The organism is Acidovorax sp. 93, assembly GCF_003633835.1.
GTDB classification, from domain to species: Bacteria; Pseudomonadota; Gammaproteobacteria; order Burkholderiales; family Burkholderiaceae_C; genus Acidovorax; species Acidovorax facilis.
This window is the reverse complement of the sequence record NZ_RBIT01000001.1, coordinates 5,275,232-5,295,021: the sequence shown is the minus strand read 5'-3', so window position 1 is coordinate 5,295,021 and position 19,790 is coordinate 5,275,232. Positions and strand designations below refer to the sequence as shown.

At 59.8% G+C, this 19,790-nt stretch carries 22 protein-coding genes; 9 read left to right on the top strand and 13 right to left on the bottom strand.

Annotated elements, in window-relative coordinates:
* Positions 1-7 precede the first annotated feature (7 nt).
* The 7 genes from C8C93_RS24345 to C8C93_RS25100 all read right to left on the bottom strand — a co-directional run bounded on the left by C8C93_RS24345 (position 8) and on the right by C8C93_RS25100 (position 6,187).
* Positions 8-1,333 carry a TolC family protein gene (locus C8C93_RS24345; protein ID WP_199727069.1) on the bottom strand — a complete coding sequence of 442 codons (1,326 nt, stop codon included), beginning with the start codon at positions 1,331-1,333 and terminating at the stop codon, positions 8-10.
* A gap of 75 nt (positions 1,334-1,408) precedes the next feature.
* Positions 1,409-1,864 carry a hypothetical protein gene (locus C8C93_RS24340; RefSeq protein WP_121508529.1) on the bottom strand — a complete coding sequence of 152 codons (456 nt, stop codon included), beginning with the start codon at positions 1,862-1,864 and terminating at the stop codon, positions 1,409-1,411.
* 69 nt (positions 1,865-1,933) lie between these two features.
* A complete protein-coding gene (locus C8C93_RS24335) occupies positions 1,934-4,192 on the bottom strand; it encodes a heavy metal translocating P-type ATPase (protein WP_233559559.1) in 2,259 nt (752 codons plus the stop codon).
* Positions 4,193-4,337: 145 nt separating this feature from the next.
* Positions 4,338-4,529 (bottom strand): DUF2933 domain-containing protein, encoded by a 192-nt coding sequence (locus C8C93_RS24330; RefSeq protein ID WP_055402945.1) that lies wholly within the window; start codon positions 4,527-4,529, stop codon positions 4,338-4,340.
* Positions 4,530-4,793: 264 nt separating this feature from the next.
* The gene (locus C8C93_RS24325; protein ID WP_063459418.1) at positions 4,794-5,210 is read right to left on the bottom strand and encodes a DUF305 domain-containing protein; all 417 of its coding nucleotides are present in this window, start codon (positions 5,208-5,210) and stop codon (positions 4,794-4,796) included.
* A gap of 20 nt (positions 5,211-5,230) precedes the next feature.
* A complete protein-coding gene (locus tag C8C93_RS25530) occupies positions 5,231-5,572 on the bottom strand; it encodes a four-helix bundle copper-binding protein (protein ID WP_055401394.1) in 342 nt (113 codons plus the stop codon).
* Between the two features lie 342 nt (positions 5,573-5,914).
* Complete coding sequence (locus tag C8C93_RS25100) at positions 5,915-6,187, bottom strand: hypothetical protein (RefSeq protein WP_131798409.1); 273 nt, start codon at positions 6,185-6,187, stop codon at positions 5,915-5,917.
* Positions 6,188-6,558: 371 nt separating this feature from the next.
* Here C8C93_RS25100 and C8C93_RS24315 point away from each other — a divergent pair, with 371 nt between their 5' ends.
* Together C8C93_RS24315 and C8C93_RS24310 are read left to right on the top strand one after the other, a co-directional pair.
* Positions 6,559-6,930 carry a hypothetical protein gene (locus C8C93_RS24315; RefSeq protein ID WP_082836304.1) on the top strand — a complete coding sequence of 124 codons (372 nt, stop codon included), beginning with the start codon at positions 6,559-6,561 and terminating at the stop codon, positions 6,928-6,930.
* Between the two features lie 90 nt (positions 6,931-7,020).
* Positions 7,021-7,548, top strand: coding sequence for a DUF4148 domain-containing protein (locus tag C8C93_RS24310; RefSeq protein WP_055401389.1), 528 nt, complete (start codon positions 7,021-7,023; stop codon positions 7,546-7,548).
* 132 nt (positions 7,549-7,680) lie between these two features.
* On the opposite strand, the gene C8C93_RS24305 is transcribed toward C8C93_RS24310, so the two are convergent.
* The 4 genes from C8C93_RS24305 to C8C93_RS24290 form a co-directional block, all read right to left on the bottom strand.
* Positions 7,681-7,989, bottom strand: coding sequence for a flagellar hook-basal body complex protein FliE (locus C8C93_RS24305; protein ID WP_055401387.1), 309 nt, complete (start codon positions 7,987-7,989; stop codon positions 7,681-7,683).
* Positions 7,990-8,229: 240 nt separating this feature from the next.
* Positions 8,230-9,492 (bottom strand): hypothetical protein, encoded by a 1,263-nt coding sequence (locus C8C93_RS24300; RefSeq protein ID WP_063459333.1) that lies wholly within the window; start codon positions 9,490-9,492, stop codon positions 8,230-8,232.
* Positions 9,485-10,891 (bottom strand): heavy metal sensor histidine kinase, encoded by a 1,407-nt coding sequence (locus tag C8C93_RS24295; RefSeq protein ID WP_063459332.1) that lies wholly within the window; start codon positions 10,889-10,891, stop codon positions 9,485-9,487. The genes C8C93_RS24300 and C8C93_RS24295 overlap by 8 nt, the downstream gene beginning before the upstream one ends.
* Positions 10,888-11,574, bottom strand: coding sequence for a heavy metal response regulator transcription factor (locus C8C93_RS24290; protein WP_121508527.1), 687 nt, complete (start codon positions 11,572-11,574; stop codon positions 10,888-10,890). The genes C8C93_RS24295 and C8C93_RS24290 overlap by 4 nt, the downstream gene beginning before the upstream one ends.
* Positions 11,575-11,827: 253 nt before the next feature.
* On the opposite strand from C8C93_RS24290, the gene C8C93_RS24285 reads away from it, so the two are divergent.
* The 6 genes from C8C93_RS24285 to C8C93_RS24260 all read left to right on the top strand — a co-directional run bounded on the left by C8C93_RS24285 (position 11,828) and on the right by C8C93_RS24260 (position 16,194).
* Entirely contained in the window at positions 11,828-12,037 is a 210-nt protein-coding gene (locus C8C93_RS24285; protein WP_233559558.1) for a hypothetical protein, read from the top strand.
* On the top strand, positions 12,034-13,467 hold the full coding sequence (locus C8C93_RS24280) for a TolC family protein (protein WP_121508526.1): 1,434 nt from the start codon (positions 12,034-12,036) through the stop codon (positions 13,465-13,467). Before C8C93_RS24285 ends, C8C93_RS24280 begins: the two co-directional genes overlap by 4 nt.
* A 20-nt stretch (positions 13,468-13,487) precedes the next feature.
* Positions 13,488-14,900: a multicopper oxidase family protein gene (locus C8C93_RS24275; protein WP_100409526.1), complete on the top strand. Its 1,413-nt coding sequence runs from the start codon at positions 13,488-13,490 to the stop codon at positions 14,898-14,900.
* 38 nt (positions 14,901-14,938) lie between these two features.
* Positions 14,939-15,442, top strand: coding sequence for a plastocyanin/azurin family copper-binding protein (locus C8C93_RS24270; RefSeq protein ID WP_055394787.1), 504 nt, complete (start codon positions 14,939-14,941; stop codon positions 15,440-15,442).
* Positions 15,443-15,480: 38 nt separating this feature from the next.
* A complete protein-coding gene (locus C8C93_RS24265) occupies positions 15,481-15,822 on the top strand; it encodes a copper-binding protein (RefSeq protein ID WP_121508525.1) in 342 nt (113 codons plus the stop codon).
* A gap of 78 nt (positions 15,823-15,900) precedes the next feature.
* Positions 15,901-16,194 carry a hypothetical protein gene (locus C8C93_RS24260; RefSeq protein ID WP_015012914.1) on the top strand — a complete coding sequence of 98 codons (294 nt, stop codon included), beginning with the start codon at positions 15,901-15,903 and terminating at the stop codon, positions 16,192-16,194.
* A gap of 97 nt (positions 16,195-16,291) precedes the next feature.
* Here the strand turns inward: C8C93_RS24260 and cueR are convergent, their stop codons facing one another.
* On the bottom strand, positions 16,292-16,852 hold the full coding sequence (gene cueR / locus C8C93_RS24255) for a Cu(I)-responsive transcriptional regulator (RefSeq protein ID WP_369882074.1): 561 nt from the start codon (positions 16,850-16,852) through the stop codon (positions 16,292-16,294).
* Positions 16,853-16,953: 101 nt separating this feature from the next.
* Positions 16,954-17,145, bottom strand: coding sequence for a heavy-metal-associated domain-containing protein (locus C8C93_RS24250; RefSeq protein WP_056419638.1), 192 nt, complete (start codon positions 17,143-17,145; stop codon positions 16,954-16,956).
* Positions 17,146-17,327: 182 nt separating this feature from the next.
* Here C8C93_RS24250 and C8C93_RS24245 point away from each other — a divergent pair, with 182 nt between their 5' ends.
* On the top strand, positions 17,328-19,736 hold the full coding sequence (locus C8C93_RS24245) for a heavy metal translocating P-type ATPase (RefSeq protein ID WP_121508966.1): 2,409 nt from the start codon (positions 17,328-17,330) through the stop codon (positions 19,734-19,736).
* Positions 19,737-19,790: the final 54 nt, after the last annotated feature.

Here is a 19,790-nt window from a genome sequence, read left to right as displayed (position 1 = left end):
TCTCCCTTCAGTCGGCGATCAGGCTGTTCAAGCGGGCAATCACGGTGTCCCGCTGTGCCTGCAGATCAATGAGCCGCCAGTGCGTCTCCCGCACTTGGGCCCGAGCCGCCAGCACGGCGCTCAAGTCGCCTTTGGCGGACTGGTAGTTGGCCAGCGCGAGTTCGGCACGCCCCTGTGCCAAGCCCATGCCAGCCGATTGCAGCCGTTCGATCTGACTGTTCAGTGCCGCCAGCTCTGAGGCGCTGTCCTCCAGCTCCTGCAGGTGCCTGCGGGTCACGTCTTCCTGCTCGGCTTCCAGGCGCTGCAGCTCCAGCTGCTTGGCCTTGATCTGGGGTCCCTGGCGCCGCTCCTGTTGCCAGGGAAGATCAAAGGTCACCTGGAAGGACACCATGTCGCCCCAGCGTCGGTCGCGGCGGCTGTAGGCGACTTCCCAGGACCAATCACCCTTGGTTTCTGCCTGGGCTTCGCGCGTTTCCGCCAAGGCCATGGCCTGCATGGCGGGGTACTGCGCCAGTTCGGCATGGCGGTGTACCTCTGCGCGCAACTGGTCCAGGGGGCGGCTCAGCGGCCCAGGAGTTCCCTGAAGCGCCTCGTCGGCGCGAGCGCCAACCCAGCGCCGCAACATCGCCCTGGCCTTGGACCGGTCCCGCTGCAGATCGTCCCTGCGGTCCGACAGCGCAAGCGCCTCCTGCCTGGCCATCAGGAGATCGCCCGCTTGGGCCGTCCCCCCCGCGATGCGGGCAGTCAGGCTGTCCTGCAGGCGCTGGTTCTCACTCAGTAGACCGGTGAGTACCTGATCACGTTGCTCGATAGCCTGGGCCATGATCCACGCTTGGCTCAGCTCCTGGCGGATCTGCAGGCGCTGGACGCCCAGGGCGGCGCGTTCGCGTTCCACCTTGGCCTCGGCGCCGGCAATCTGGGCATCTCGTTTGGCGCGGTTGGGCACCTCCTGCATCAGCGCCAGGCGCTGCATGGTCATGGATTCGCGCGTGAGGCTGAAGCGGTCCATGCCGCTGACGGGAAAGTTCTCGATCCCGACTGAGAGCTTGGGGTCCGGCAGGGTTCCTGCCGACTTCTGGGAACTGCTGGCCGCGTCAATCTGCAGCCGCTGGGCCGTGATGCGAGGGCTGTGCTGCTCGGCCAGGTCCAACGCTTCGGAAAAGCCCAGGGCGTGTGCCTGGTTGCCAGCCAATCCAATGCTGGACAACAGGACCCCGAGAGCGCCCAGGCGCAGATGGTGGAGGTTGCGCACACGGATGCGCGGCGAGAGAGGATGAATGCGCAGTTGCGCAGGCAGGCGCTCGCAGGGAGCGCCGAAGGAGATGTTGGGCATGATGGTCCTCGAAATGAAGGGGCACGAAGTCAGACCTGCGCGCACGCTGCAAGGCAGCGCACACGCCGTGCACGTTCAATTCCGAAAGACCTGATGGGTCAGATAGATGGGGGGAGAGCCCGCTCGACTGTCCAGCTCTGCGTAGACAGCCCGAGGGTCAATATGGCGTTCTGAGTCCAGGATCACGGGCAGCACATAAGCAACCCAGATGGCGTGAGCCGCGAGCGCCTGCAGATCGAGACCTTGTAGCGAGGGGGAGGACAAGCTGTCGCCATCACAATGGGCTCGACACAGCTGAGGATCTTGCTCATCCATGGTTCCCGCCATAGCGTGGCAATCGGGCATGGAGGGCATGCCGACTGAGTCTTCCATGGCCATGCCCGCTTTTTGCATCGATGCCGCATGGGCTGCGGAGTCCAGCTTGGGACAGGCATAGGCCGCCAACGCGAACTGCATCAGAAGCAACGCCGCCACCAGAGCGCTGGTTATCCAGCGGGCTTGGCGCGATATCGTGCTTCTGGCGAAGATCATGGTACGAATGGTATTCCCAGCGGTGGCCGCGAACTTAACCTAGATCAAATCTGAGCGAGCCAAGTCGATTCAGCCCTTGCGAAGCCGCAGGGCGTTTGCGATCACGGACGCCGAACTCAGGCTCATCGCCAAGGCCGCGATCATTGGCGATAGCAGCCATCCGGTGAAGGGATACAGCAGCCCTGCGGCGATCGGGATGCCCAGCGCGTTGTAGAGGAAGGCAAACATCAGGTTCTGCTTCATATTGCCCACCGTCGCCTCCGACAATTCCCGCGCAGTGGAAATCCCTCGCAGATCGCCCTTGACCAGGGTGACCTGTGCGCTGTTCATCGCCACGTCGGTGCCGGTGCCCATCGCGATCCCCACATCCGCCTTGGCAAGGGCGGGCGCGTCGTTGATCCCGTCCCCCGCCATGGCGACAACACGGCCTTCGGCCTGCAGCCGCGACACCAGGGCCAGCTTGTCCGCAGGCTTGACTTCGCCATGGACCTCATCAATCCCCAGTTTGGCCCCCACCGCCTTGGCGGTGGTCATGCCGTCGCCCGTGGCCATGACGATGCGCAGTCCCGCCGCGTGCAACGTTGCCAAGGCTTCCGGCGTGCTGGCCTTGATGGCGTCCGAAACTGCCAGCAGCCCTTGAAGCTGGCCGTCGGCCGCCAGGTACATCACGCTCGCCCCTGTGGCGCGCAAGGCCTCTGCCTGTGCAAGCAGCGGATCCGCAGAAACGCCCACCTGCTCCATGAGGACCGTGTTTCCCAGGGCGAGCTGGCGCCCGGCTACCCGTCCGCGTACGCCGATGCCCGAGCCGGACTCAAAGTCCTCGGGCTTGTCCAGGGCGAGCCCCTTGGCGCGAGCTGCCTGGACAATGGCATCGGCCAGCGGATGCTCGCTGCCTTGGTCCAGACTGGCCGCCAGGCGCAGAACCTCATCCTCGGACAGACCGGGCATGGCCACTACACGTTCGAAGGAGGGCTTGCCTTCGGTGAGCGTGCCTGTTTTGTCCACGATCAGCGTGTCCACCTTGCGCAGGTTCTCGATGGCTGCCGCGTCCCTGAACAGCACGCCGCTGGTCGCCCCCCGGCCTGTGGCCACCATGATGGACATGGGCGTTGCCAGGCCCAACGCACAAGGGCACGCGATGATCAGCACCGCAACTGCATTGACCAGGCCGTAGACCCAGCGTGGCTCCGGACCGAACAGGCCCCACGCGAAGAGTGTGAGCAACGCGATACCCACCACAGCCATCACGAAGTAGCCCGCCACCTGGTCGGCCATGCGCTGCATGGGGGCCCGTGAGCGCTGTGCCTGCGCAACCATTTGAACGATCTGCGACAGCATGGTGGCGGAGCCCACCCGCTCGGACCGGATCACCAGTGCCCCGTTGGTATTGAGCGTGGCACCGATGACGGCATCACCAGGCCCTTTGACGATGGGCACCGGCTCCCCAGTGAGCATGGCTTCGTCCACGGCACTGCTGCCCTCGACCACCACACCGTCCACGGGGACCTTCTCGCCGGGCCGCACGCGCAGCAGATCACCCACATGGACGTGGGACAACGGGACATCGCTCTCCTGGCCGGTGGCGTCGATGCGCCGCGCTGTCTTGGGCGCCAGGCCCAGCAACGATTTGATGGCGGCCGAGGTCTGCGAGCGTGCCTTGAGCTCCAGCATCTGGCCTAGCAGCGTGAGCGAGATGATGACCGCTGCAGCTTCGAAATACACCGCCACGCGCCCCATGGCCTGGAACGAGGCGGGAAACACCCCCGGCGCAACGGTCGCGACCACGCTATAGACAAATGCTGCGCCCGTTCCCAGACCAATCAGCGTCCACATGTTGGGACTGCGGTTCACGACCGACTGCGCACCGCGCAAGAAGAAGGGCCAGCCCGCCCACAGGACGATGGGTACCGTCAGCACCAGTTCAATCCAGCTCTGTGTGACCATCTCGAACCACTGCAACCGGTGCCCAAGCATGGCCAGGACGGTAACCACCACAGTGAGAGGCAGCGTCCACCAGAAGCGATGTCGGAAATCCACGAGCTCGGCGTTTTCTCCCTCATCCAGCGTGGGCAGCATGGGCTCCAGTGTCATGCCGCACTTGGGGCAATTTCCAGGATGGTCCTGTTGCACCTCAGGGTGCATGGGGCAGGTATAGGTTGTGCCCGGTTGCGCCGCTTCGGGCTCAGGCTGAGGCGCGCGCTCGCTGATGGGAGTCGAGAGAAACTTTTGCGGCGCTTCCATGAAGCGTGCTTTGCATTTGGCGCTGCAAAAGTAGTAAGGACGCCCTTCGTGCTCTGTCGAGTGATGCGATTGTTCCGTCACATCCATACCGCAGACAGGATCCTTTAGTCCCGTCGTGGGCAACGACACATGCGTGTGATGCCCTTCATGATGCTGGTGGTCATGATGGACGTGTTCGTGCGGTTGCGCATTCGACATGGATAGCCTCCCTGGGTGTTTTGGCCGTGCAAGATTACTTCTTGCTCGAATCGACGTTGTGGGAGCCGTGCCCCCCGTGTCCGTGGAAAAGGTGCATCAGGGGGCAAGCCAGCAAGAGCAGATACGGCCAGTAGCCCGCGACATGCGACCAGTGCTCTTTGAGAAGAAAAAACATGCCAATGAAAGCGAGCATGACGACTGCGCCAATCAGTCTCTTTCTGCCCATTGAAGCGCTGGCCTTATCCGATTGTCCTGTACTGTGATCGTGGTTCATGGTTTTCTCCATATGAGGTCGTCGAGACAGTGACGAGCCGTATGGAAACAATAAGGCTTAACACGGTGGCAATGTCAAACTGATGACAAGTCCTCTTGACGTGGATCATGTGCCTGCTCAGCCCCCATGCGCACTGCAAACGGCGTCTGAGTAACGCTGCCCTGATTCCCCGACAGCGGTCCAAGGGTCAGGGCAGCGATCGCTGAGTACAGAGAACTATTTCGTGGGTGCTGTGGGTTGCTTGCCATTGCGAACGAGAAACGCATCCAGCACAGCGATTTCCTTTTTTTGCGCGGAAATAATGTCCTGGGCCATGCTGAGTAGTTGGGGATCTTTTCCATCGCGCAATTGGCTCTGCGCCATGTCGATGGCACCTTGATGGTGGATGCGCATCATTTGCGCGAAATCCACATCGGGATTGCCTGACGTCTTCACGGACGCCATCTTGTCGTTGTTCTCTTTCATCATGGACTTCATGTCCATCTTGCCTGCAGGCATCGTCTGATCCATGGCAGCGCCTTTCATGCCAGCGTGTGGGGCAGACTGGGCGTGCAACGACAAGGGAACCACCAACGCGCATGCAAGAAAGGCGGTTGCCGAGACGGTTTTCGAGGGTGGGTGCAGAAATCTCATGGTGGGCTCCTTGAACAGCGTCAATCTGCGTGGGCCATGGCGGCACATTCTTGAGCGCATTTGTGGCAAGCGGCGGCACATGCCTTGCAATGCTCGGCTTCGTGCCTAGCGCACTCATCGCCGCAGGCCTTGCAGATCTGCGCGCACAGCGCACAAATCGCCTCGGCGTATTCGCTTCGGCGCGCCATCACATCGGCAGCTAAGCTGCAAGCGGCCGCACAGTCCGCGTCCAGCGCAATGCAGCGGGCCATCATCTTGACGTCCTCCTCCTTGAGGCACTCTGCGAAACACTGATGGCAAGCCGTCGCGCACGACCGGCAAGCATTGATGCAAGACATGTAGGGGTTCGGGGTGTGATTCATCTGGATCTCCTGATAGGTTTGGATGGCTCAAAAAGTTGAACTTGATCCTACGCAGCGGGCTGCAAGGAGCATCCATCTTCCGCCGCGAGAAGCATTCGGTTCTGTAGGCTCGCGCCGACGATTGACTCAGCCTTCGAGCAATTTGCCGCAATTTCGGTGCAAGATGACGAAGAGGTTTCAGGGTCGTAATCTAGATGTCATATTCGACCAAGTAGTCTTCGCCAAGGCTGTTTGTTACGCCTATTCGCACGGCTGCCGTCCAATCACAGCCCTTCAAAGCTGACGTAACCACCATGCAGTGCACTACGGGCCCAGCTGTGGTACCTCTTACGCCACAAGGCGTCAGCGCACACGCGACGATCGGATGCCAGAAAGAACGCCAGATGGTTCGGCTTCCCCAGTGTTTGATCGCGCAGCGAGCATGCGGCCTGCGGCATCGACTTTGATCATGCCCAATCTTGGATGGCTCCAGTAGCGCGTTTTTCCATCCTCCGTCGCAACTCTGGTGGCCGACGCTTCAACGCGCACCTCGTTGTCGGTAGGTGCGGCAAACGTGGTCGCAGACGCCAGCGACGCTGCTGCGACCAACATAGACACAATCATCTTTTTGTACATGGTCTTACTTTCCTCATCAGTCATTAAAACGTCAGCTGGGCCGACGGCTACACGCGGATACAAGACATCAATGGGCGGCGTGTGGAAGAGGATTTTGGGCTACGGGGACGAACGAGAAGCTGTAGTGCGGATGACGTTTTCGAAATATACGGAACATGCAATGTTCATCGGGTGCTTCATCCCGGTGAGGAGGCATAGACCGTATCTCGAACCAGATCCCTCTGCACTTTTCACCTCGCCCCAAACCTGTCAAAAGCGTAATCGGGAGGTCACCGCTTCGTAGGGGTGCGGGTTCTAGACTTCTCTCCGTGGCGCAGAAAAACGCCACCTGGATGGACCATATCGGGCATCCGGCGCCACAGGAGACCATCATGAAAATTCGTACTGCCATCCTCGTCGCCAGTCTCGCTGCATTCGCTACAGCGTCCTTCGCTACTTCGGTCTACCACGCAAGCCCAAGTCAGGAAGAAGGCGTGAGTCTGGCCCCCGACCACCTGGGCAACGCAGTCAGCCGTCAAGCTGTCGAAAGCACCGTACTGGCCGCGCAAAAGGACGGTTCTCTGTACTGGATCAGCCGTGGTTACCCGGCTACTTATCCGCTCGTCCCTGGCCCCAAGCTGACAAAGACCCGCCAGCAAGTCTTGGATGAGTTGCAGGCCGCCAAGCGCAATCCCGTGACCAGCGATGGCATGCGCGATCTCGGAGGCGAGGCAGGTTGGGTCAACGCCAGCCAACTGCCCTGAACCCCGAACCATCCCCACTACCGCGAATCTCCAAGACCGGCCTGCAGCTGCACTCAAACCATCTCCATTTATCAAGAAGGAAATCCCATCATGAAACTCAAGTCCACCCTCATCGTCCTCTCTCTTATCGCAGCCCCTGCATTTGCTTCGGACCAAGTGGTCAGTAAGACGCGCGAGCAAGTCCGTGCTGAATTGGCGCAGGCTCAGCAGAGCGGCGACATGCTCGCCTTTGGCGAATCGGGTCTTACGCTCAAGCAGATCAATCCTGGCGCCTATCCCGTGGCTACTTCGACTCAGGTCGGCAAATCCCGAGAGCAAGTGCGGGACGAGCTGGAGCAGGCTATCCGTACAGGCGACATCATGGTGGCCGGTGAATTCGGCGTCAAACGCAATGAACTGATGTCAGGCCGCTATCCCATCGTGACAGGCAAATCGCTGAAGACACGTGACCAGGTAAAGAGCGAGCTGGCACGCGCCATCCGCGAAGGCGAAGTCGTCGCTGTGGGCGAAGACGGCCGCAAGCTCAACGAAATCTATCCGGACCGCTATCACGCAGCGCAGCATGCGGCCATGGCCACCACCTCGGACGAATCCTCCAAGGCGCCACGGTTGCAGTGAGTTTTCCCAGGGGGTCAGCGGCTGAGCTGGAGGAGCCTTGCCAAAAAAGGGCCGCCTCCAGCTTGAATGCAAAGCATGCCCACGGCCCCGACAGCAGGTGCGCACGACCGTTGTCTTACAACTCGCTCAGGATCAGACCTGCATGTTCATCACATCGGTGTAGGCCTGGACAATTCGATTGCGGCTTTGCAAGGTCGCCTGGAACGCAATATTCGACTTGACTCCAGCGAGCATGGTCCCTTCCAAGCTGACCGTGGGGTTGCCAAGTGTGACCTCTCGACTCAGCCGACCCGATTCACCTTGCAATTGGCTTGTGATTGTCAGCGCCTGCTTCATGGCGTCTAGAAAACCGCCCCCTTGGATGCTCGGTGCTGTGGACACAGAGTTTCCCAACAAACCGACTGGCGACAGAGCATCCAATGGCTTGGTAGTGACGTTCATGTCGAGGACCTCATGGTTGGACGAAGAATTTGCGAAGTGCCGCCTTGGAGATCTCTACCAAGGTGATGGTCCATCGTAGTTTCTGGCGCCAGACCTGTAGCTTTCGCAGCGCAAGTTATTACCAGCTAGTCCCCCCGTTCGGGATAACAGGCGCTTCATCTTGCCGACATCGCCGTGAATCGAACCCGAGGCCGAAGGAGCCAGACCCAGGCGAACCGCACCATGCCAAAGAACCGGGTCTCACAGCCGCTGCGAAATCTCCAGCAGCGGCTTGATACTGGAACCAAAACGGCTCATCAAAGCGTGGTTCTGCTCCAGTTGGCTATACGGCAGGTACCGGATTCCCAACTCCGAAACGCGGGAGAATGCAGGCCTTTGAAGTTGTTCAGCGACCTTGTCTCTGCGATTGTCTGGAGCCACAAGAAACAATGCACAGTTGACTGCAACCGACGTGCCCAAGGCCAGGTCGAGCATTCGCACGATCCCCGAATAGATGGACGTGGTGTGCTCGACTTCAAATGCGGCCGCGACCTGCGATGTCTGAGTATCAATCCATACGACATCAATGAGTCGAATCGACTCCAGTCCCCTGTCCACGCTGGCAGGCAACTGCGCCAGACATCCGTCTCCCAAAAGGCCGCTGCCGTAGGAGCGACCCCGGTCGTTGGACGCTATCCAGACATCAAACCCGAGAGACTTGCCCAGATCGCGCAATGAAGCCTGAATACCCGTGTGGGTCGCATCGCTTTCGGTCGCCTGGGACATCTCCCGTTGCGATGCGGTGGATTCCAGCCGCACACGTTCAAGGTCTTCTTGCCAGAGTGTCGCCGTCGCCGCATCCATTGCTTGTGGCGGCGCTGCATATCGGCCACTGCCAATGTCAAACATGAGTCCCGCAATCGCACCGAGATCATTCGATAGTTTCAGCCGGTACTGCGCGTTCAAGCGCAGCAAGCCCTCCCGCATAGAGAGATAGTGGTCCCAACGTCCGAGCTTCACGCGCCCGCCAGTCACTGCGTTGAAACCATTGACAATGGCAGTGTTAAAGGGAGAGAGCAGCGTTGGGTGGATGAAATACAGCAAGTTGGCGACTGCTGGGCCCAAGCCTTTGATGCCGATTGCATCGATGCGCTGTATGGCGGCAACGACGTCTTCTGCGCAATCGCAGTGATCGCAGGTGTGAAGGAGATCTGCGAAGGCGAGCTGGTTACTCGTGTTTTCGTAGATGTCCGGAATCCTCAGCTTGGGTTTCCAGAGGAACGCGTGGTCCGCACCTTTGAAAATTTGGCGCTGCTCTGCCACGGAACCCACGATCGTCTCCAGCGAGGAGCCTCGGTAGGCGTTGCCAAACGTTCCTCCCCGGATGTCCTCCACCACCTGTGCCATGCCTCTGCGTATGGAGCGGAAGTTCTTGATCCTCTGATCCCACAGGAACCAGCTGTTGTAGGTGCTGCTCGGATCCGCCTTCCAGCAGTCAATAAGGGTTGCAAAGGGGTCATGCATTTGTCGTGAAGTGCTTGCCAATGGTCTGTGCACTGGGGAAATACATCGAAAAACAGGTCCTGCCATCGGCCGAACTCACTGAGATGCGGCCCCGGTGTGCATGAACAATCGCCTGGGTGATGGACAAGCCCAAGCCTGCACCGTCGGAATCCAGTTGCTTGCGCGACTTGTCTGCCCGAAAGAAACGGTCAAACAGGCGGGGGATCATCTGCGCATCGATAGAAGGTCCAGTGTTGACTACATCCACGGTGGTTCCGTGAACGTCCCCTTGAATGTCAACGACCACCTGTTCTCCAGGGGGGGTGTAGCGAACGGCGTTGGACAGGAGATTGCTCAGCGCCCGGCGAAGCATCAACCGGTCGCCAGTGATCTCCGCCGTTCCGATCAGTTGCAGCCGGACCCGCTTTTCTTCGGCAAGGGCCTCGTAGAAATCAAACAAGGCCTGTGCTTCATCATGAACTGCGATTCTCTCCGTGCTGGGAAGAATAAGCCCGTGGTCAGCCTTGGCCAGGAACAACATGTCAGCCACCATGCGGGCCAAACGCTGGTACTCCTCGGCGTTGGAGGCCAGTATGTCCTGGTACTCCTCGGAGGAGCGAGCTTGGCTAAGCGTGACCTGGGTCTGCGTCATCAGATTGTTGATGGGCGTTCGCAGCTCGTGAGCCAGGTCCGAAGAAAACTCGGACAGCCGGTCGAACTCCTCCTTGAGCCGCCGGAGCATCTCGTTGAGAGTGGTCGCCAAGTCTGCCATTTCCACTGGAAACTCCTGGGTTGGCATCCGCTCGTCCAGTCGCTGTGCCGTGATGGCCATGGCGCGAGATCTCATGGCCCGAAGGGGGGCCAAGCCATTCTTTGCGGCCCACCAGCCCAGGACCCCGGCCACTAGAGTGGCCAACGCCACATAGCCCACAAGCACCCAAATCAATTCGTACATGAAGTGCTTGTGGTGGGCAATGTCTACAGCTACCCAGACCTGCAGCGGCGGCTCGGCGGAACCCGGCAACGTCACGAGTGCCGACATCCCTCGGTATTCCCGCCCCTTCGTTTTCCAGGAGGCAACCCCCAGGCGGGCCCTCTGGGCCAGGGCATGGAGATCATCTGGAAACTGGAAATCCGTGGTCGCGTAAAGCGTGGCCCTGTCACGGAAAACGCTGACAAAAAGGCCCTCATGGCTGTGCAAGACGTCGTCCAGACGCATTTTGAGGTCTTCAGGTGACGTGGATTTTCCTATCACCTCACGTGTGAGGTGGATCTTGTCGCGCAGGGCATCGCGATCCAGTTCCACAAAATGGCGATCGATAGAAATGGCGACGATGGTCCCCAAGCCAACGAGCACAAGCCCAGAAGCCAGCGTAAAAAAGGCCGTCAGCCGTGTCGTCAGCGAGTGCCGGGCTTTCACGGAATCTCCTGTGGCGCTTCAAGCACATACCCCATGCCTCGCACCGTCTGGATCAGTTTGGCGTCATAGGCATCGTCAATTTTGGCCCGAAGCCTGCGCATTGCCACCTCGACCACGTTGGAGTCGCTGTCGAAATTCATATCCCACACCTGCGACGCGATCAGAGAGCGAGGCAAAACCTCTCCTTGGCGACGCATCAGCAGTTCCAGCAGACCGAATTCCTTGGGCGTGAGGTCGATGCGTTTGCCGGACCTGCTGACTCTCCGCCGCAGAAGATCCAGTTCAAGATCGGCCACCTGCAGAATGGTCACCTCGGCGCCACTACGGCCGCGCCGCAGTATGGTACGGGCCCTTGCCAGCAATTCAGCAAAAGAAAACGGCTTGACCAGATAGTCGTCTGCGCCTAATTCCAGCCCCTTGATCCGGTCTTGCACCTGATCCTTGGCCGTGAGAAATAGCACGGGCATCTCAAGGCCACGGCGACGCATATTGGTGAGGACCTGCCAGCCGTCCATCCGAGGAAGCATCACATCCAGGATTACCAGATCGTAGTCTTCCTCTTGAACCATACGCAGACCATCGACACCGTTGTGGACTAGATCAGCGTTGAATCCCGCTTCCCGCAAGCCTTGGCGCAGGTACTCCCCGGTTTTGGTTTCGTCCTCAACGATCAGTATCTTCACGAGACCTCCTTGGCGCTACAAGAGGTCGCCAGTGTGCCCGGAGATTTATGCCTTTCTTGAACATGACAAATATGTAATCAATCCGTTATGTCTTTGGAAGCTAATAACTCACACAATGCGTTGCATCAAAACGCATGGTGAATCTATGAGAAATTCTTGGCTTTCACGACTTAACTCAATCCCTTGGCTGGCCGCAGCATTGCTGGCACCTTCGCTGGCACTTGCTCAGATGCCGGACGATGCCCCCCCAAAGGTGGACTACCAACTTTCGTACCGATCAGCTCTCGCGGGCTATGAGGTCTACAAGGAGCAATCAGTCCAGCCGTGGAAGGCCGCCAACGACAAGGTGGGTGAAATCGGAGGATGGCGGGCCTATGCCAAGGAAATGCGCCAATCCGCACCCGCAGCGGGTCAGGACCAACCAGCCCAAGGCCATGACGCACACCACGGGGGCAAACAATGAGCCGCCCCCTGCGTATGCCCCGCGCCAAACTCGTGATCGCTGTTGCCGCAGTTGCGGTTTTGTCTGGCTGTGCCAGCGTGAACCTGGAGCAAAACATCTCCAGCGCCAACGCAGCAACCAGCAGTTTCACGGACGGCAAACTCACCTTGGCCCGAGCCAAGAATGAGCAAGAGGCCTTGCGCCGGCGTGCCTCGGACTTGTTGGCCAAACCGCTCAGTCAACAGGATGCCGTTCAACTCGCTCTGGTCAATAGCCCGTCCCTGCAGGCCATCGTGGCCCAAAACTGGGCGGACTCTTCCACTGCAGCCCAGTCCGGACGCATCGCCAACCCCATTCTGAGCCTGGAGCGGGTTCGCCTGGGTAGCGAGACGGAGATCGGCCGCATCCTGTCCTTCGGCCTGCTGGACCTGCTGACCTTGCCAACACGCAAAGGCATCGCCGAGCAGCGCATCAAGCAGACCCAGTTGCGCCTGAGCAGCGACGTAGTGGACCAAGTCACGCAGGTACGTCAGGCCTGGGTCCGGGCTGTCGCCGCGCAACAGACCCTGACTTACACCCAACAGGTCGTCGCCAGCGCCCAGGCCAGCGCCGAACTGGCCAAACGCATGCAGTCGGTGGGCAATTTCAACAAGCTCGATCGTGTGCGCCAGCAAGCGTTCTACGCCGACACTGCGACCCAGCTGGCCAGTGCGCAGCACCAGGTCACGGCAGCCCGTGAGGAGCTGGTGCGGCTGCTAGGCCTGGACGATAGCCAAGCCCAACAGCTCAAGTTGCCTGAACGCCTTCCCACACTTCCCAAGGAGCCGCTGTCTCCATCGGACGCTGGCCGTCAGGCTTCGAAGGGTCGGCTGGATCTGCAGATCGCGAAGGCCGATTACGACGCAGCCGCACGCGCGCAAGGCTGGAACACGATCACGACCTTCACGGACATTGAACTGGGAGTACGGCGCGACTCTGTCTTCGATGCGGCCGAGAACACCCACTCAACGCGACGAGGCTTTGAGATCAGCCTGCAGTTGCCCATTTTTGATTGGGGAGGTATGCGGCGCGACGCCATGAGCGCGCAGACCCTGGCTGCGGCCAACCGCCTGGAAGCTACCGCCCGCGCGGCGGGATCCAACCTGCGCGAAAGCTACTCAGCCTATCGCACGGCATACGACATCGCGCGCCACCACCGCGACGAAGTGATCCCGCTGCGTAAGAGCATCTCTGAAGAAAACCAGCTTCGCTACAACGGGATGCTGATCAGCGTCTTTGAACTACTTGCCGACTCCCGCGACCAGGTGAACTCGGTAATGGCGGCTCTGAACGCTGAACAACAGTTCTGGCTAGCGGACGCGGCCCTCCAGGCCTCCCTCATTGGCAAGCCAACCAGCACTGGCGTCTCGGGCGGTGGCGCAGCCGCTGCCGAAGCTGGCGCAGGCCACTGATCCCCTCAAGGAAACCAAACATGAATTCAAGAAGAGATTTTTTCCGATTTGCGGGCATCGCCGGAGGGGCCGTGGCCGCAGCGAGTGTGAGCCGAGTGGCGATGGCAGCACTGCCGGAACCCGTGTACCAGACAAGTCCAGACACCATGGCGCCGCTCGTACCCAACTCCGGGCGTCCTTACAACCCGGTGGTCACGCTCAACGGCTGGACGCTGCCTTGGCGCATGAACCAGGGGGTCAAAGAGTTCCACTTGGTAGCAGAACCCGTCGTGCGCGAAATGGCTCCTGGCTTCAAGGCCCACCTGTGGGGATACAACGGCCAGAGTCCCGGTCCCACCATTGAAGTCGTGGAAGGCGATCGCGTCCGCATTTTTGTGACCAACAAGCTGCCCGAGCACACCAGCATCCACTGGCATGGACAGCGTTTGCCCAACGGCATGGACGGCGTGGCGGGCTTGAACCAGCCAGCGATCCAGTCAGGGAAGACCTTTGTCTACGAATTCGTGGCTCGCCGTCCAGGCACCTTCATGTACCACCCGCACGCCGATGAGATGACCCAGATGGCCATGGGCATGATGGGCTTTTGGATCACGCATCCAAAGACCAAGCATCCGCTGATTGATGAAGTGAATCGAGACTTTTGCTTCCTGCTCAGTGCCTATGACATTGAGCCCGGCGCCGCTACGCCCAAGGTCGCGGAAATGCTGAACTTCAATCTGTGGACGTGGAACAGCCGCATCTTTCCTGGCATCGATTCCTTGAACGTTCGGCTCAACGACAAGGTGCGCATCCGCATCGGCAACCTCACCATGACCAACCACCCGATGCATTTGCACGGACACGAGTTTCTGGTAACGGGCACGGACGGCGGTCCCACGCCCAAGAGCACCCGTCTCTATGAAGTGACAACCGACGTGGCCGTGGGCCAGATGCGCCAGATTGAGTTCCTCGCGGACGAAGAAGGCGACTGGGCGTTCCACTGCCACAAGAGCCACCACACCATGAATGCAATGGGTCACGACATTCCCACCATGATTGGCGTGGACCACCGCGGCGTTGCCAAGAAGATCAACAACCTGATCCCCGACTACATGGTCATGGGCGAGCGCGGCATGGCAGACATGACGGAAATGGAAATGCCCATTCCGGACAACACCATCCCGATGATGACCGGAGAAGGCCCGTTCGGCTCGGTCGAAATGGGCGGAATGTTCAGCGTCCTCAAAGTACGCCGCGACCAGAAGCCGGGCGACTACAAAAACCCGGGTTGGTACAAAAACCCGGAGGGCACGGTGGCCTACGAGTACACCGGTCCGATGGCTGAACCGGCCCGCTTCAAGGCCGAGGGCGGGCAGTCCATGCCTCGCAAAGAGAAGTCCAGCTCGGACACTGTCGTCAAGGTCAAAAAGCCGTCTTCGCACAGCGGCCACTGATCACCACGTTCACATCGCATCCACAACCCAAGGCAACTATGAAACGCACTCTTTCCCTGATCGCGGCCTCCACCCTGGTGGCCCTGTCCTTCAACAGCATTGCAGGCGGCAATCACGGCGGCGGCCATGACGGCGGTGGCGCCCACGGCCATGGCAGCGCTGAATCAGCAATTGGTCAGCCCGGCAAGGCCGCGAAGGTGACCCGCACAATCAACGTGGACATGGCTGACACCATGCGCTTCACGCCCGCCGCGATTTCCGTCAAACAGGGGGAAACGGTCAAGTTCGTGATCAAGAACAGTGGCCAGGTCAAACACGAGTTCAGCATGGGCACCGATGCCGAACTCAAGGAACACTACGAGACCATGAAGAAGTTCCCGGATATGGAGCATGACGAACCCAGCAAGGTGTCGCTGGCCCCAGGCAAGCAAGGCGAAATCATCTGGCAGTTCACAAAGGCTGGTGAAGTCAAGTTTGCCTGCCTGTACCCAGGCCATTACGACGCTGGCATGAAGGGGCAGGTCACGGTGGTGAAGAAGTAAGCGGAAAAGTCCTCCACGCCATTGAACAAGGAGTTCACATGAAAAACGCAAACAGTCTTTTGATCGGCGCCGTGTTGTCGCTGACCACCCTCTTGCCGCTGTCGGCCACGGCGCAAGCCTCTGGAGACGCCGGAAGAGCCGCAACCACGGCCGCAGCCTCCATGACCGATGGAGAGGTGCGCAAGATCGACAAGGACGCCGGAAAAATCACCATCAAGCATGGCGACATCAAGCACTTGGAGATGCCGGGGATGACCATGGTGTTCACAGCCAAGGACAAGGCCCTGCTCGACAAGGCGCAGGCCGGCGACAAGATCCGCTTCATGGTGATCAACGAGGGCGGAAAGATGGTCGTCACTGCCATCGAGCCTGCCAAGTAAGCGCAAAAAGTGTCTCGCTACGCCCTCAAGAAAAGGGGGCGTTCTTCTGTTCGCACGTCAACCCACCAAGGAAAAATCATGAAAACGCTCCTTATTGCCCTCGCCATGACAGCAGCATCGTCCGCATTCGCCGCTGGCGACACCCAGGAAGCCACGCCCTATACCAACTCCAAGGCGCAAGCGCATGGCGAAGACCACAAGAAAGCCCGTCCTGCAACCGGTGTGAAGCAGATCAAGGATGGCGGTACAGCGCGAGGTGAAGGCTCTGGCCTTGCGGACACCAGCAAGGCCGAAGCCCGTGGTCAGGAAAAGGCCAATGCGCGTGAAGCCATGCCGCACAAGGAAGCCACTCCGGGCTCCACGCCTAAGTAATGCAAACGGGTGGGCCACAAGCGTGGCCCACCCAAGTACGGGCGGGCCGCAATCGTGGTGCAAGGTGATGGCTTCGCAAGCCCCCTCAGGGCCTAGTTCAGTGCCCGCTCCGATGTGCGTGGACTCCGCGCATCCACGTCATGAGGTCTAGATGGCTGTTCGTTGGCGTGTCGGTCACACCAGAGTGCGCTCTGGAAACCTTGGCTCCGCGCCGAGTCGGTTTGACGAAACTTGCGTTGTGGTTGGGCTTCGAGGGGCTGTCCGCCGCCAGGTTGTCAAGAATTGCGCAGTTCGAGTGGTCGTCGCCAGCGCACACAGAAACCAACTGCTCCAAGGCTGATTTCATCTCGATAATCTCCCGCAGCTTCTCCTCCAGATCCGCCAGATGGCGCTCCGCAATCGCCTTTACCTGCCGACTGGTGCGGTGCGTGTCACCCCATTGGCCGATCAACTCCGCAATCTGGGGCATTGAGAACCCGAGGCGGCGCGACTGGCGGATGAAACGCAGTACCGAAACTTCGCGCTCACCGTATTTTCGATAGCCAGACTCACTGCGCTCAGCTTCTGGCAACAAACCTGTTTGCTCGTAGTGGCGGATCATCTTGGCCGATACACCTGCCGCTTTGGCCGCTTCGCCGATGTTCATGAGTGTGGTCATGGATGCTCCTGTGCAATGGAATAACACGGTAGCAAGGACTTTGGCCCTTACCACCGTGTCAATGTCAAGCGCTCCGAATACTACGTTTTGTAAAGCCTAGATCAGGCGGGCGGATATCCAGCCTCGGTCAGCGCCTCGACCAGTGTCTTGCGATCTTCCGCGCTTTGCACAGTGACCATGCGTTTGGACATATCCACCTGCACTTTGCATTCAGGGTCTGTCATCTGAAGCGTCTGGCTCACCATACCAGCGCAGTGTCCGCAGGTCATGTCGGGGAGTTGGAATTCATGCATTTTTCACCTCTTGGAAAAGTTAAGAGGCTTTCAGTCTCCGGTTTGCCACTGGGGCAAGGTCAAGTGGCCAGATAGATATCCAAACAAGGAGCGCCGACTCGCTTGCGTCTCCCATCGTGTCAACCCTGAAAGTTCGAACTCTGCCGGTTAACGCCGGAGTTGAACACCACATGGAGATTGCTATGAATACCTCTGCCCATGAAGCGGGGCCGTCCGCCTCACTATCGATCGCACACCTGAATCTTCCGATACTTGGCATGACCTGCGGCTCTTGCGTTGGACGGGTTGAAAAGGCCCTCAAAGCCGTCCCTGGGGTCCGTGAGGTGACCGTGAATATTGCTACTGAGCGCGCCTCCGTGGTTGCCGCCTCCACGGTGCCGGTCCCGGCCTTGGCTGCGGCTGTCGAAAAGGCTGGATACGCAATAGCGGAAGAGTCCGTGGAGCTGTTGATCGGTGGGATGACCTGCGCGTCGTGCGTGGGACGTGTCGAAAAAGCGCTGAAGGGTGTACCAGGCGTCAAGCACGCGGAAGTCAATCTAGCCACGGAGCGTGCGCAGGTTCGTTTCGATGCAGGATTGCCTCCCGAACGCCTGGTAGCCGCCGTTGTTAAGGCGGGCTATGAGGCACAGGTTGCGGATACGAGCACTTCCACTGAACACGACAAGCCGTCGGCGCCCTGGTGGCCTGTCGCTCTAGCCGCTGGTCTGTCCTTCCCCCTGGTATTGCCCATGCTTGGCATGCTGTTCGGTCAAGACTGGACACTCAACGGCTGGATTCAACTGGCCCTGGCCACCCCTGTGCAGTTCTGGCTGGGCGCGAGGTTCTACCGCGCTGGCTGGAAGGCTCTTCGTGCAGGCGCAGGCAACATGGATCTGCTGGTCGCATTGGGTACGTCGGCCGGGTACGGCTTGAGCCTGTACCTGCTGTTCAAGCACGCTGAACACGGCACGCCCCATCTGTACTTTGAAGCCTCTGCTGTGATCGTCACGCTTGTCCTTCTCGGGAAGTGGCTGGAAGCCCGAGCCAAGCGACAAACCACCGAAGCGATCCGGGCGCTGCATGCGCTGCGCCCAGAAATTGCACGTGTGCGCACTGATGCCGGTGACATTGATCTACCACTCTCACGCGTGAAAGTAGGTGATACGGTGGTTGTCCGCCCAGGGGAGAGAGTCCCGGTAGACGGCTCGGTGATCGAAGGCGCAAGCCAGGTGGATGAGTCATTGATCACCGGGGAGAGCCTGCCTGTGGCGAAGCACGTCGGTGACAAGGTGACGGGAGGCTCCGTGAACGCGGAGGGCTTGTTGTTGGTACGGACGACTGCGATAGGCGCAGAGTCAACTCTGTCGCGCATCGTGCGGATGGTTGAGTCGGCGCAGGCGAAGAAGGCTCCCATCCAGCGGATTGTGGATGAAGTGAGTGCGGTCTTTGTGCCCGTGGTGCTCGGCCTTGCTGCCATCACACTGATGGGCTGGGGCTTTGCCACTGGCAACTGGGAACAGGCGATCCTCAATGCTGTCGCGGTACTTGTCATTGCGTGCCCTTGTGCGCTGGGTTTGGCTACTCCCACCGCGATCATGGCGGGCACCGGCGTTGCAGCACGCCACGGTATTCTGATCAAGGATGCAGAAGCACTGGAGGTTGCCCACCACATCGACACCGTGGCGTTCGACAAGACCGGCACCCTGACCGAGGGGAAGCCCACTTTGACGGCTGCGATGCCTGCCGAAGGCCTCCAGGATCAGTTACTGCCGTTTGCTGCGGCCATTCAGAACGGCAGCGAGCATCCACTGGCCAAGGCCGTGATGGACGCTGCACGCACCCAGGGTGTGACCGTTCCTCGTGCCACTGAGGTCACAGCGGTAGCTGGCAGAGGCATGTCTGCTGTCATCAAAGGACGCCAGATCCGCCTCGGGAGTACACGTTACATGGAGGAGTTGGGTGTCAACATGGCCAGTCTGACCGGGGCTGCAGCACAGATGCAGCAAGAGGGCCGCACGGTATCCTGGTTGGCTGACGTGACCGATGCGCCAGAAGTGATGGGACTATTGGCATTTGGAGACACCGTGAAGCCCAGCTCACAAAAAGCCATTGCCCAACTGCATGCTCTGGGCATCCAGACCGTCCTGGTCACCGGGGACAACAAGGGAAGCGCAAGCGCAGTAGCCCGCGCGTTGGGCATCGATCAGGTTCGTGCTGATGTGCTGCCGGAAGGCAAGGCGGATATCGTGGCGCAGCTCAAGTCAGGTGGCAGGCACGTTGCGATGGTGGGTGACGGCATCAACGACGCGCCCGCTCTGGCTGCGGCGAATGTGGGAATTGCCATGTCCACGGGCACCGACGTGGCCATGCATGCTGCGGGGATCACGCTGATGCGTGGTGACCCCGCGTTGATCGCAGATGCCATCGACATCTCCCGGCGCACGTACGCAAAGATCCGTCAGAACCTTTTCTGGGCATTCGCGTACAACGTGGTCGGGATCCCCTTGGCTGCATTTGGCTTGTTGAATCCCATGGTGGCGGGAGCAGCTATGGCCCTCAGCAGCGTGAGTGTGGTGACCAATGCGTTGCTGCTGCGTTCTTGGAAGAGGTAAGGACTAGCGCCAGATCCGACAACGGATCCTGTCAGATGTAGACCGCGTATGTCC